Origin of the sequence: Rhodococcus sp. B7740 (assembly GCF_000954115.1) — a bacterium.
Taxonomy (GTDB): Bacteria; Actinomycetota; Actinomycetes; order Mycobacteriales; family Mycobacteriaceae; genus Rhodococcoides.
Window position 1 is genome coordinate 3,148,710 of the sequence record NZ_CP010797.1, and the last position, 13,341, is coordinate 3,162,050.

Here is a 13,341-nt window from a genome sequence, read left to right on the forward strand (position 1 = left end):
AAAACCGACCGTCCGCAGGGTGAGCGTCCTCGAACTAGTACGCACCGTCGCTCTTGGCAACTGCGACCGCGGTCTTGGCGATGATGAGCAGATCCCCTGTCATGGACCAGTTCTCGACGTACGAGAGATCGAGGCGAACGCTCTCCTCCCACGACAGATCCGATCGGCCACTCACCTGCCACAGCCCGGTGATACCCGGCTTGACGAGCAGTCGACGACGCACGTCGCCGTCGTACGTTTCCACTTCGCTGCGCAGCGGCGGCCGCGGACCCACCACACTCATCTCGCGCTTGAGCACGTTGACGAATTGCGGCAGCTCGTCGAGGCTGAACTTGCGCATCACCCTGCCCACCCGGGTGACCCGTGGGTCGTCGCGCATCTTGAACAACACCCCGCCTGCCCCTTCGTTGAGCGCGGCAAGTTCCTGTACGCGCTTGTCGGCGTCCTGCACCATGCTGCGGAACTTGATCATCTGGAAAGGCTTGCCGTCGATGCCCATTCGCTCGGACTTGTAGAAGATCGAGCCCTTGCTGGTGAGCTTGATGATTGCGGCGAGAGTGATCAGGACCGGTGAGATCAGCAGGAGGACCGAGGCGGCGAACAGGAAGTCGAACGCCGTCTTGCCGAATCGCTTCGCACCGTTGTATTGCGGCTTCTCGACATGGATGAGCGGGAAGTTCGCCACCGGACGCATCACCAGACGGGGACCGGCGACGTCCACCACGCCGGGCGAGACCACGAGGTCGACCTTCTTCTTCTCCAGATCCCACACCATCTTTCGCAGTCCGCGATGGCCGATGTGTTCGGTGGCAGTCACCGCCACGGTGTCTGCGCCGGAGGTCTCGATGGCCTCGACGACACTGTGCTCGTCGCCGAGCACCGGGATCTCGACGCCGTCGACGGTGAAGGACGTGTCGTTGCCGGGCTCGTAGTTGGGTAGGCAGATCCCGACCACGCTGTAGCCGGCCTCGGGGGAACGCTCGAACGACTTGGCCATGGCCAGGGCCGAGCTGCGGCTGCCGACGATGAGCACCGAGGTCTGGTATCCGCCACGAGCTCGTTTGCGTGACACCACTTTTCGCCACACCCACCGACTGAGCAGAAGTCCGATCAGGCCAACGGGCAGTGCGATCGCGAGATACAGACGGGCGATGTCCAGTTGAAACAGCAGGGAGAGGATCGCGATGGTTCCGAAGAGACGGAACGTGGCCGACACGATGCGGCGGTACTCCTCCGAGCCGTTGCCGATCACCCGTGGCGAGCGGGTGCGGAAGATGGCGAGAAACGTCAGCCACAGAATCGCGAGCACTCCGGATATGCCGAGGTAGCCGATGACGGACCACGGTTCACGAAAATCGATCTCGCCGAAGCGGATGATCTGCGCAACCGTCACCGCACCGAGAACGACCACCGTATCGGTGACACGGAGGCCCTCGGTGTAGTGCGTCTCCCATTCACGACGCGATGTCGTTCTGCGTAACCGTCGTGCATCACGCCGCGAGACAACCGAACTCTGCGCTTCCAGATCGCTGACTGACACTTGCTTCCCCTCGGTACTTACGCGTTGCCGAACCCTTGCGTGATCGGCACAGCTCCGTGCCACCCCGTCGTGCAGATTATCTTTTCGTGCTTATTGTGTCACTTGGTAACGGTTTGTTGATCGGCGAGAACCCGCAGGTCGTTACATGTTTCTACTGCATTAACCGCACGCGTCCCCCGCGTTGCCGAATTCCCCCTGAAGCCCCCATTCCGGCCTTTGTCGACCACCTATTAGTGCCACATTCACCTCGTGTGTCAAGCATTGTCGGTCGAACGCCGTACGTTCGGAGAGATGTCTGCGAAGGCCTCCCACATTCGGCGGCCCAGTTCCCGTTGCCCCTCGCCGTTGTAGTGGATCTTCTCGGTCTCGCTGTTGTAGAGCCCGCGCGGACCCGGCACGTACGCCACTTTCGCCTTGCGCCGGGGAGTATCGGCATGCACGGCATCGATGACGGCGTAGTTCGCCTCCCCTGATTCGATCTCGTCGGGCACCATCTGGCCCACCACGAACGGAACGTCACCGAACTCGCCGCGGAGCGTGTCGATCAGGCTGTCGAGCTTCTCCGCGTACACCGGCCCGGTCAGCAGCGGCACATCGCTCTCACCCTGATGCCACAGCACCGCGGTGAGCTCGTTGCCGGGCTTCGTCGCCAGCCCTGTTCGGATGCGCTGCAGTGCATCCCAGAACAGATTGACTCGCGCGCCGGTATCGGCCGGATCCCAGGAGATGCCGTGGATCCGCGCGAAGCCCGAATCACCGCGCGCATACGGAACCAGCAACACCGGCCTACCCGTCGCATCGGCGAGGTGCGCCGCGAACGTCGGACCGAAGCCGACTGCCTTGGAGGGCACCTCGTGAAACAGAGGATTGCTGCCCGCCACGATGGTGTTCTTCGACCGCCCCGACGCGGCCCACTGATGCACTCGCGGATGCGGCGCATCCAGGCCTGCCCCGTCCAATCCGACGCCGGCACCGTGCGCATTGGACTGGCCGAGCACGGCAACAACAAGATACGGCTCGTCGATCGGTTCCACCGGAATGCCGCGTCCGAGACGCTTCTTCACGACGTCTTTCGCTCGCACCTTCGCGTTCTGCCGAAACCCCATGACGCTCCCCCTACCTACGTGCAGTCGTTCTGCGCCGGTACCCCGGCGAAACGATCCCCTATCCACTGATTGACGGCGTCGCCGTTCACATCCCCGTGCCCCCGCCCCGCCTGACGATCGATGGTGATGACGTCTCCGTACCCGCAGGCCTGCTCGAGAGCCGCGTCGGTCCACGCCGCATCGATGTACGTATCGGCATCACCGTAGGCCACCAGCATCGGTGCCGACGCCGGTCCCTGTGGCACGGCCATCGCCGCCAGTGCGCGCCGGAGGGCATCTGCGGCCGCATCGGATTTCGGGGCGAAGTCCTTGTCGCCGAGCCTGTTCACCGCGTCCTCACGGGCACCGGCCTTGTCCGGCGTGCAGCCGGTGAGCGCGGCCCAGTCCTGAGCGGCCTCGCCACTGCGGTAGTCGTCGAGGTTCAGAGCCGGGTCGCGTCGCGCCAACGACTCCAGTACCCACTGCAGCAGAGGGCCTTGATCGTCGGTCAGTGTTCCCGCGATGGCTTTGTCCACCAGCCCTACCATGTTCGCCCCCGGTGCCAGCGCGACCGCGCCGACCAGATCAAGCTCGGGAGCGTAGGAATCGGCGAGTTCGTTCGCCGCCCACGCGGCACCCCCGCCCTGCGATCCGCCGAACGCAGCCCACTGCGTACCCACATCGGGAAAGACCGTCCGCAGTGCCCGCACGGCATCGATGACGTCGTAGCCGGCGGTGATGTTGTCCAGGTACGCATGGTTGCCGGGATGCCCGAGTCCCTCGTAATCGGTGATGGCCACCGCGAATCCGGCTGTGGTGTAACCCTGTACGAGTGCCGAGGCCCCCAGCAGCGACGCGGACCGCGACGGAGCGCATGCCTGTTCGATACCCGTGGTGCCGTGGGCGTAGGAGATGACGGGCCAACCGCCCTCGGGTGCCTCGCCGGACGGGGTGAACACCGTGCCCGATACTTCGCGCTCGCCCACCCCCGGTTGCACCGAGCGGTACACCACCCGCGCCGCGTTCACGCCCGAAAGCCGCACCTGGATCGGCAGATTGGGCATTGTCTCGGCACTGACGATGGACCCGCTACCGGTTCCCGGATCCGCGATCACCATCGGTTGGGGGTCCGACCCGCGCAGTACCGCCGCGAGGGCTCCCTGCACCTGCCCGGCAACGGGCACAACGACCGCGCACCCGGAAAGCAGGGGTAGCAGCAACAGTGCTGCCAACCACCGCCGCGTCGTCGTCACGTCACTACTTGGAGGCCTTGAACCGACGCGCGTACGTCAGACCGGGCTTTTCGATGAATCGATACGTCAATGACCCGAACGCGATACTGATCGCGCCCACCAACACGAAGTTCCGCAGGAGCCCCAGGGGGCTGTCCCCGGCCATCCACCCGAAGCGCCCCACCATGATCAGGATGGGGAAGTGCCACAGGTAGACGCTGAGCGAGATCATGCCGACGTAGCTCAGCGGTGCCCAGTCGGCACGTTCGGCGAGCAGCGACTTCTCTCCACGTGCCAGCGGCACGATGATGAACAGGATCAGCAGCGCCGAGCCGAATGCCACGGTGGAGCTCTGCCAGCGTGAATTGTCGTCGATGAGTTTCAGCGAGATCGCGGCGGTGGGGATCATCGCGAGTCCGGTCCACCAGCGCATCCTGGTGGCGATCGCGCCCTTCAGCATCCCGTTGTCGATCGCGACGAACACCACGGCGGCGAGCATCCCGTACGTGAAATTGTCTGCCAGCGACCAGAAGCTGCGGCTGAGCACCGCGACCTGGTTGGGACCCCAATCCAACAACTTCGGATCGGTGATGCCCGACGGCCCGACGAGCGAGGCGGTGTAGAGCTTTCCGGTGATACCGATGACGAACATGATCACCACCGGGATCATCGCCAGCACCGGTGCCGAGATGGACGTGCGCTTGCGGAGATAGAACGCGATGCCCGTCAGCAGTGGCAGCGCAAGGTAGAACGCGAACTCCAGGGAGAGCGACCACGACGGGTTGATCCCGGTTTGCAGCATGCTCGGAATGTACGAGTGCAGCAGCGTCAGATTTGCCAGCAGCGTGAGCGGATCGGTGAGGACGCCCAGACCGTTGTCGGTGAAATGCCGTTCGGCGACGGCCGCGTTCTCCACGAACACCGCTCGCATGACGAAGTTCGCGAACAGGAAGATGAACAGATAGGCCGGGAACACTCGGAGCAGGCGATGCATCGCGTAGCTGAAGTTGTTCGGCATCGGTTTGCCTGCGAACAACTTTCGTACCATCGGCAGGAAGATCAGGAATCCCGACAGCGCGAAGAAGAAGATCAGGCCCTGTCCCAACAACCCCAACTTGTACGTCAGCACGGTCTGCGGTGAGTAATGGCCACCGACGTGGACCGCGAGCACGCACAGGCACGCGAAGCCACGCGGGCCGTCGAGGCCGACGATGCGCGCGGGACGCTTGGACTCACCGGCCACCGAAGGTGCGGGCGCAGTCGCTGCGGCTGCGGTGCTGTCTGGAGTAGCAGTCATGGGTACCTTCTTCAGGTCACGGCGCTGGTGGTGGTGCTGGGCAGAAGTTGACGGCCTCGGTACCGGCGAACCGGTCGCCGAGCCAGCCGAATGCAGCAGCACCGTCGATGTCTGCGTGACCGGAATTCGGTTGAAGTACATACTGGATCGTGTCGCCTGCGGCGCAGCCGGCACCGATGGCGGTGTCGGTCCACGCCTGGGAGATCAACGTGTCCTCACCGCCGTAGATCACCAGCATCGGTGCAGCAGCAGGAGACTTCGGCAGACTCATCTCCCGCAGGTATCCCTCGAGAACCGCGGTGGCCTCCGGCGTTGCCGGCCGCAGATCGTCGTCGCCGATCTGCGCGGCCAGCGACGTACGGTCGGCCGCGAGGACGCCCCCGCATGCCGAGAGCTCGTCCCACTTCTCGGCGACGATGCCGCGGCGATAATCGTCCAGATCCAGCTCGGGATGGGCCTGCGACAGGCCCACGAGCACCCACTGCAGCAGTGGCTTCTGGTCGTCGGTGAGGGTGCCGTCGGCGGCTGCGGCCGCCAGGCCGGTGATGTCTGCTGCCGGGACCAGACTGACCGACCCGACCATGTCGAGTCCCGCGCCATAGCTGCGCGCGAGTTCGTTTGCCGCCCAAGCTGCCTGACCACCCTGCGAACCACCGAACGATGCCCAGCGGGTCGACGTACCGGGCACCAACTTGCGGGCCGCACGCACCGAATCGATCAGGTTGTTGCCGACGGTCCTCGCATCGAGGTACGGGTGATACGTGCCGTCCAGACCGAGACCCTGGTAGTCCGAGACCGCGACCACGTATCCGGAGCGAACCAGCGCTGCCACGATCTGTGAGCTTCCGAGCAGTTCCGGATCGGTCGACGGCCCGCAATCGTTCAACACGCCGGTGGTGCCGTGACCGTAGGCAATGATCGGCCAACCCCCCTCGGGCGCAGCCCCTTCCGGGGCGAAGATGGTGCCGGAGACTCGTTGGGTGGACCCGTCGATCCCGGACGTCGACGTGTACACCACTCGAGCGGCGATGGAGGAGATGGCGCTCACCCGGCGGTCCACGGTGAGCAACTCTTCCGCACTCTCGAGCGAACCGGGGCCGTCGTCGCTGTAATCGGCGGACAGGGTGGCCCCGACGGCGACGGACTGTGGATCGACCGCCGGATCGTCCGAAGAACATCCCGCGGCGACCAGTACCAGCGCCAGCACACCTGTTGTTGCGGCTCTGCGCAGCAGCGTCGTTCGTGTGTTCGTCATCGTCTCTCCCCCGTGACCTGCTTGACCAGATGTTCGACCTGATCGCGATGGTCGATCGAATCCCTCGCGATACCGAGCGCGAGAACCAGTACGCCACCGAGCACGACCCCCATGCCCGCACCCAGCATCACGTTGCTCTTGACCTGCGGTGTCGTGGCCGCACCCGGCGTCGTCGCCGCATCCACCAGAGTCAGGACCGACACCGGCCCGTCGACCCCCAGATCGATCTCCCCGACCAACTTGATCAGCTGCACCGCAACGGAATTGGCGATGTCCCGTGCTTGCTCGGCATCGGCGTTCACCACCGAGATGTCGATCAAGGCAGAGCCGGGACTCGGCACCACCGTGATGTCCTGCTTCAGCACGTCGGGCTCGACGGGCAGGTCCTGGGAGGCGATGACGCGGCGCAACACCTGCTCCCCGGTGGCAAGCTCGACGTACGACTCGACGCGAACCAACGCTCCTCGGTTGCCGTCGAGGGAGTTCTTGGGCGACGGTGGTCCAGGGGTGGTGACGAACACTCGCGACACCGCGGTGTACGAGGGCTCGACGAGATAGGTCGCCAACCACGCGACGCCCGCCGACAGCACCGCGGCGGCCAGGATCGATGCCCAGCCGGACACCAGAATTCGGCCGTAGTCCTTGAGGGTCGGAACACCGGTCGGCGCGATCATTTGTTCAACTCGCACGTGTTGACCGGGCGTTGGCCGGCGAACATGCCCTTGACCCACGGCAGCGATCGGCTGCTGTCCAGATTGCCGTGCCCCTCGCCCTGATGCAGCTCGTACTCGACGAGGTCTCCGGAGTCACACGCGCGCTGCAACGCCTTCTCGGTCCACGGTTCGAGGATCAGATCGTCCTCGCTGCCGTACATGACCAGAAGCGGTGTCGTCGAACCCTGCTGCGGCAGCGCCATATCCGACAGGTAGCCGCGTAGCCGATCCGTGGCCTCGGCGCTCACCGGCTTCAGATCGGCGGGCTCGAGCTGTGTCTGCAGTTCCGGGACATCGAGCGACCCCGGCGGGACACACTCGAGCAGATCGTCCCAACGCTCCTTCGCGAAACCGGACCGGTAGTCGTCCAGGTTCATCTCGGGATGCGAGATCGCCAACGAGTGCAGCGCGTACATCAACAGGGGGTACTGAGCACGAGTCAACGTTTCGTTCGCGGCCGCGTCGGCCAGCCCCGACATGTCCGACACCGGCACCATCGCGGCCGTACCGACCAGCTCCAGGCCGCCGCCGTACTCACCGTTGCGATCGCTCGCCGCCCATGCGGCCATCCCGCCGAGCGAGACGCCGTAGGCCGCCCACCGCGTGCTGAGCGTGGGCATGAAGTTCCGGGCCGCTCGTACCGCATCGATCATGTTGTAGCCGAACGTCTTCGAGTCCAGGTACGGATGGTAGTCACCGTCCATACCGAGACCCTGATAGTCGGTCATCGCCACCGCGAAGCCGTTCAGGGCCAGAGCGGCCACGATAGGAGCATTGCCGAGCAGGTTCGCGTACAGCGAGGGTCCACAGGCATTGAGAACGCCCGTGGTGCCGTGGCCGAACGACACGATGGGCCAACCACCCTCGGGCGCAGTACCGGCCGGAACGATGACGGTTCCCGAGACCTCGGTCGGTGAACCGGTGACACCCGAGGTCGACCGATACACCACTCGAGTAGCGGTGGCACCGAGCTCGGTGATGTCGGTCGCGATGTCCTCGATCGGCTCGGCCGAGATCAGCGAACCGGGAGCTGTGCCACCGACATTCGACGGCGGAGGCGGCTCCGAGGCCGGAGCCTCGGCGGTGACCGGAGCCGTAGGCGCGTTGGGCGGAAGAACGACCGACGGCTGCTGCGAACAGGAGACCAGCACCGCGGCGGCGGTCAGCACGACGCCGACCTGTGCCGCGAACCTACCTGGCATCGAAACTATCCTCTGCTCGCCGAGGAGGTCGCGGTATCGCTCTGCGCCGGCTTCGGCCTGACCGATGTGGAATGGGCAGGTGCCGAGGACGGTGCAGTGAACGGTTCTGCGGAAGCGGGAGTTTCGGCGGCACTCTCGGTAGGCGTCGCGCTGCCACCGAGGAGGCGTCGGGCTGCGGGCTCGAAGGTGGTCACGACGCCGAGCACGGTGGCCCCGACTCCGTCGAGCACCTTGATCGCACGCCTCAGCTTCTCACGCGTCGTGCGGCCGGTGCGCGCGAGAACCAGTGCGCCGTCGGACAATGCGGTGAGGATCGCGCCGTCGGTGACCTGGAGCAGAGGTGGGGTATCGACGATGACGTAGCGGTACTCGCCGCGGAGCGACTCGAGTAGCTCCTGAGCGCGGTCCGACCCGAGCAACTCGCTCGGATTCGGCGGCACCGGACCCGAGGGCAGCACCGAGACACCGCCGAACACATCGTCCTGGATGGCATCCTCGATGCTGTGCTCGCCCGAGAGCACCGTCGACAGGCCGCTGCTCTGATCGATTCCCAGCCGGGTGCCCAGGGTTGCGCTGCGAAGATCGCCGCCGACGAGAAGCACCCGGTGCCCTGCTTCGGCGAGAACGGCCGAGAGGTCGATGGCGGTGCTGGTGCGTCCTTCGCCCGCCGCCGCACTGGTGACGGTGATGACGCGAGGAGGAGTGCCCCCGCCGAGAAAGCGAATGTTGGTGCGCAGAGCGCGGAGTGGCTCGCCCATCTTCTGCATCGATGCCACGGCGGCCTTGGGTCGCGTCGCGTCGATCGGGAGGCCGCCGAGGACGACGCGACCCGAAATCTCCTCTGCGCGCGGCCTGTCCCGAATCGAACGATCCAGAAGACCGCGAAGCAACGCGAGTGCGATGCCGAGCACGAAGCCGATGGCAGCGCCGAGGCCGAGGACAGTGGTCAAGCCCATGCCGATCGGCGAGGTCGGTACATCACCCTGATCGACGACGGTGGCGCCGGCTGCTGGGCTGCCGCCGCGCTGAGAGGTTTCCAGTTCCTGTACCAACTGGGTCAGCTGACCGGCCACTGCGTTGGTCAACACCTGAGCGACGGCGGGATCGGGATCGGTGGCGCAGAGATCGAGCAGCACCGTCTTCTCGATGGGGGTCGCAGTGACACGCGAACGTAATTCGTCCGGGGACATCTGCAGCTGCAACTGATCGATCGCGCGTTGCGCAACCTGTGTGCTGGTTGCCAATCCGGCGTAGGACGTCACGCGTTCCTGTGAGAACAGGTTGTTCTGGTACGCCTCACCGACCGAGCTGCCACCCTCCGTGGTGACGAACAGACGGGCGCACGCCTGATACTGCGGCGTCGTGAAGAACGTGTAGGCCCAGCCTCCGGCGATGCCGATGACCGTCGCGAGCGCAACGATCCACCAACCCGCGCGAAGAATTCGCCCGTACTCTCGAATCTCCACGAGTGCTCCTATCGAATGACATCGGTCAAGGGGAAAGAATAAAGCGCAGCGAACGATTCGGCACGGCGTAGATGTTGCGAGTGCATGAAAGCGTGACAACATCAGAGCCTATGAGCATCACGCAACGAGCCGGTGCGGCAGCCATCGTGATCGTTCCCGTTTTCGTTACATTCGCCATGATCGTCGGCGGAACTCCAGCGAAATTGGGGGCGTTCGCCCTCGTCGTGCTGACTGTGGGAGCGTACATCGGCCTACGTCATCCGCTGTATCTATCTCGCGCTCTTGCATTTTCACTCGGTGCGTTGCCGTTCGGATACGTACCCGGTGTTCACGCTCCGTTGGTTTTCGCGTTGGGTATCGCGGTCGTTCTCGCCACTGTGATCCACCGCACAGCCGTGAGCCGCATCACATGGCCGGAACTGCCCATGATTGCGCTCATCGCTGCGTCCGCGTTGTCGATATTCGCGACGAGTGGCGCTCTGGTCGACTACGTCGAATTCGGTCAATGGCTCGTTTCCACACTCGTAGTCGTCTGCCTGTTGAGAATGCAGCGTGACGAATTGGCATTGTTCGGGCGCATCTACGTCTACGCAGCCTCGGCCGCAGCCGCTTTCGCCCTGGTGATCTTCGCCGTCGACCCCGCCGGGAAACTCATCCGCTATCTGTCGATATTCGGCTACGGCAGCGAGGAGGAAAGCACTCGCTTCGTCTACAGCAGCACCGGAGCCGCAACCGTCCGATTGGCAGGCACGTACGTCGATCCCAACGCAGCCGGAATCGGATTCGTGCTGGCACTGATGCTGTGCGTGCTGCTCTTGCGCGGCTACGTGCGCACAGCCCTTGCGGCCCTGCTGTTCCTGTCGATCGTGTTGACGCTCTCGCGGGCCGCACTGTTCTCGGTGGTGTTCGGTGTGGTGTTGATGCTGGTGTTCCAACAGCTACGCACCCGCGAACGCCTCGCCATCGTCGGCGCGTTCGCGGCCGCCTTCGTCGGTGCCATCGCCGTACCCACCGTCCGCAATCGCGTCTTCTCCTCCTTCGGCAACGAAGACGCGGGCTCGAGTGCACGCGGTGATGCACTCGTGGAATTCCCCGGTCACATGCAAGGCCACTGGATGTTCGGACTCGGCTGGGGCCGTGCAGAATTCAAAGACCCCACGGTCGCTTTCGAGGTCAACTACGTTGCCAACACTCCCCTGCTGACCATCTACCGCGGGGGTCTCGTCGCCGGAATCGCCTTCGTCGCGATACTCGTCGTCATCGCGATAGTGGGGTACAAACTGCTCCGCGCTCGGCAGTGGGAGTACGGGTTCTACGGCGGCGGAATGATCGGCTTCTCCGTCGTGGCACTGCAGCTCGACTTCCCTGTCGTCACCATCCCGGCCACGACGATGGCGTTTTCGGTCATGTACGCCTTTCTCGTCCACGCATGGGAAAAGGCGTCCGAAACCGATCTCGACGGCGAGAACTCCGAGAGTTCCAAAACGAAAAGCTTGCTTTTACCGGACAGTACTCGACCAGCAGTTTCATAAAAATCGCGCCAATTCTTGTGATTTGTACAAAGCTGCGTTCGTAGTGCAATGATTCACCGCACCGGCCCGTCGATTGGTACGGACCCCCTGGTGGAGAGAATGATGATGGTTCACTTTCGCGGTGGCTTTCGCACAATAATGTCAGCGACAACGGTAGTGGTCGTCGCTGTCGGGCTCGCTTTCGGAACGACGTCCGTTCTCCTTTCACCCGACCACCTCGTCGGCTCCCAATCACGTGCCGAGGCGGCCCCGAACCCGCCCGGTGTCGGACTCTCCGACGGCGGCGGACTGCTCTGGGCCACCGACGCCGAACTCGATACGACCGTGCAGTTCGTGACCGCCATGGGCGTGAAGTCGATGCGCATCGCCATCCCGTGGTCGACCGTCGAACCCACCCAGAATCAACTGAACTGGGCGCCCGTCGACCGGGTCGTGAACAAGCTTCGCGCAGCGAACATCTCCATGCTCGGCATCATCGCCTACACCCCGGCCTGGGCGACCTCGCCCGTGAACCAACCCATCAACACCCGACCGGCATCGCCTGCAGCATTCGGCACCTTCGCCGGACAAGTCGCGGCTCGATACAAGGGCAAGGTGGCCGACTACGAGATCTGGAACGAGCCCAACGGGGCGATGTTCTACGCACCGGAACCCGACCCCGCCGGCTACACCGCGCTGCTCAAGGCCGCGTATCCCAAGATCAAAGCAGCCGACTCGGCCGCCACCGTCGTCGGTGGCGTCCTGGGCGCGGCCGAACAGGCATGGGGAATCATCAACCCCGTCGATTTCACCAACCAGATGTACGCTGCCGGTGCCGCAGGGTATTTCGACGCCCTCTCCTACCATCCGTACCAGTACTCCCTGAAGTTCTCCGAAGGACCGTACGTCGACCACTCACCGGCCCGGCAGGTCATGGACATGCGGACGGCCATGGTCGCCAACGGCGACGGCAGCAAGAAGATCTGGGCCACCGAGTACGGCGTGCCGACATCGGTGGCGTCCGAGGACCAGCAGAGCGCGATGATCACGGACTTCGTCACCAAGTGGCGCGAACTGCCCTACACCGGCCCGATCTTCCTCTATCAGCTCCGTGACAAGCAGACCGGCAGCAACGACCCGGAGATGACCTTCGGACTGTTGCGCACCGATTGGTCGGCCAAGCCTGCCTTGTGGGCACTGATGAGTCTGTTGCAGAACAACATTCCACGGACAGCCGAGTACAACCGCTTCGCCGCAGCACCCAACAACTTCGGTGCCGTTCTGGGGCCGGTGTTCCCCGTCCGAGACACCTGGGCGCAGTACCGCCAGGATGCCGTCGTGTACGAGATGCCCAACGGATTCGTCGGAGTTCCCCGCGCGGTCGCAGAAGCGGTGCGCTACACGGGCTTCTTGCCCACCACGCCGTTCAACGGCACCTACCAGGACTTCGACAGCCCTTACGGCCTCAGGGTGTTCTCCACCGCCATCGGCGGCACCCACAACATCGGTGGTGGCATCTTCAGCGCCTGGGATCCCACTCTGGGGCCGGCAACCAGTGACGAGGTGCCGCAGTACGGCGGCGGCGTGCGGGTGACGTTCCAGTACGGCGCGATCACGTGGGCACCGTGGGTCGGCACCACCGTCACTCGTTGAATTCACACACATCTGATCGATAATTCACAAACCGCGCGGACCTTTTCTTTCGATCCGTGCTGCCATTTCTCGGTGACTTCGTTGCGGCCACGTTAACTCTGCGCAAAGGCGCGGTTTCCGTTCTCTGTAAATCTATTTTGCCTTGTGAACCACCTCACTTAGCGCTATCTATTTGTCCCCGAAACGGATATTCATATACAGCGAACGAATGACTCTTCGTGGCAGGATTATGTCCAGTGTTCGCACGTCTCGTCGGGGGACGCCAGATATTCGACGCTCTTGTTGTGCATCGGCGCACTACGGGGCGCTATTCGGCGTGCGGGAAGCCCCAGCTCCATTCGAGTACGGACCGACACGATGGGTAGCTCATGAAGACCGATGTTTCTG

Annotated in this window: 10 protein-coding genes; 2 read left to right on the top strand and 8 right to left on the bottom strand. The window is 64.1% G+C overall.

Annotation, left to right across the window (positions count from 1 at the left end; all coding sequences use genetic code 11):
- Nucleotides 1-34: 34 nt before the first annotated feature.
- The 8 genes from NY08_RS14555 to NY08_RS14590 all read right to left on the bottom strand — a co-directional run bounded on the left by NY08_RS14555 (nucleotide 35) and on the right by NY08_RS14590 (nucleotide 9,790).
- Nucleotides 35-1,540, bottom strand: a complete 1,506-nt coding sequence (locus NY08_RS14555; RefSeq protein ID WP_235386909.1) for a sugar transferase — start codon at nucleotides 1,538-1,540, stop codon at nucleotides 35-37.
- Nucleotides 1,541-1,794: 254 nt separating this feature from the next.
- Nucleotides 1,795-2,646 carry a sialate O-acetylesterase gene (locus tag NY08_RS14560; protein WP_045197106.1) on the bottom strand — a complete coding sequence of 284 codons (852 nt, stop codon included), beginning with the start codon at nucleotides 2,644-2,646 and terminating at the stop codon, nucleotides 1,795-1,797.
- A gap of 14 nt (nucleotides 2,647-2,660) precedes the next feature.
- Nucleotides 2,661-3,878: a lipase family protein gene (locus tag NY08_RS14565; RefSeq protein WP_045197108.1), complete on the bottom strand. Its 1,218-nt coding sequence runs from the start codon at nucleotides 3,876-3,878 to the stop codon at nucleotides 2,661-2,663.
- 4 nt (nucleotides 3,879-3,882) lie between these two features.
- Nucleotides 3,883-5,154: an acyltransferase family protein gene (locus tag NY08_RS14570; RefSeq protein ID WP_045197109.1), complete on the bottom strand. Its 1,272-nt coding sequence runs from the start codon at nucleotides 5,152-5,154 to the stop codon at nucleotides 3,883-3,885.
- 16 nt (nucleotides 5,155-5,170) lie between these two features.
- A complete protein-coding gene (locus NY08_RS14575; RefSeq protein WP_045197111.1) occupies nucleotides 5,171-6,409 on the bottom strand; it encodes a lipase family protein in 1,239 nt (412 codons plus the stop codon).
- Nucleotides 6,406-7,083 (bottom strand): YveK family protein, encoded by a 678-nt coding sequence (locus NY08_RS14580; protein WP_045197114.1) that lies wholly within the window; start codon nucleotides 7,081-7,083, stop codon nucleotides 6,406-6,408. Before NY08_RS14580 ends, NY08_RS14575 begins: the two co-directional genes overlap by 4 nt.
- Complete coding sequence (locus NY08_RS14585) at nucleotides 7,080-8,324, bottom strand: alpha/beta hydrolase family protein (protein WP_045197116.1); 1,245 nt, start codon at nucleotides 8,322-8,324, stop codon at nucleotides 7,080-7,082. The genes NY08_RS14580 and NY08_RS14585 overlap by 4 nt, the downstream gene beginning before the upstream one ends.
- Nucleotides 8,325-8,329: 5 nt before the next feature.
- Complete coding sequence (locus NY08_RS14590) at nucleotides 8,330-9,790, bottom strand: polysaccharide biosynthesis tyrosine autokinase (protein WP_045197117.1); 1,461 nt, start codon at nucleotides 9,788-9,790, stop codon at nucleotides 8,330-8,332.
- A gap of 110 nt (nucleotides 9,791-9,900) precedes the next feature.
- On the opposite strand from NY08_RS14590, the gene NY08_RS14595 reads away from it, so the two are divergent.
- Both NY08_RS14595 and NY08_RS14600 read left to right on the top strand, forming a co-directional pair.
- Entirely contained in the window at nucleotides 9,901-11,322 is a 1,422-nt protein-coding gene (locus NY08_RS14595) for an O-antigen ligase domain-containing protein (protein ID WP_235386910.1), read from the top strand.
- Nucleotides 11,323-11,460: 138 nt separating this feature from the next.
- Nucleotides 11,461-12,954: a cellulase family glycosylhydrolase gene (locus tag NY08_RS14600; RefSeq protein WP_235386911.1), complete on the top strand. Its 1,494-nt coding sequence runs from the start codon at nucleotides 11,461-11,463 to the stop codon at nucleotides 12,952-12,954.
- Nucleotides 12,955-13,341 lie beyond the last annotated feature (387 nt).

Coding starts and splice junctions, on each gene's coding strand:
- NY08_RS14560 (WP_045197106.1), bottom strand. CDS start 2,646: ATGGGGTTTCGGCAGAACGCGAAGGTGCGAGCGAAAGACGTCGTGAAG.
- NY08_RS14570 (WP_045197109.1), bottom strand. CDS start 5,154: ATGACTGCTACTCCAGACAGCACCGCAGCCGCAGCGACTGCGCCCGCA.
- NY08_RS14575 (WP_045197111.1), bottom strand. CDS start 6,409: ATGACGAACACACGAACGACGCTGCTGCGCAGAGCCGCAACAACAGGT.
- NY08_RS14580 (WP_045197114.1), bottom strand. CDS start 7,083: ATGATCGCGCCGACCGGTGTTCCGACCCTCAAGGACTACGGCCGAATT.
- NY08_RS14585 (WP_045197116.1), bottom strand. CDS start 8,324: ATGCCAGGTAGGTTCGCGGCACAGGTCGGCGTCGTGCTGACCGCCGCC.
- NY08_RS14595 (WP_235386910.1), top strand. CDS start 9,901: ATGAGCATCACGCAACGAGCCGGTGCGGCAGCCATCGTGATCGTTCCC.
- NY08_RS14600 (WP_235386911.1), top strand. CDS start 11,461: ATGTCAGCGACAACGGTAGTGGTCGTCGCTGTCGGGCTCGCTTTCGGA.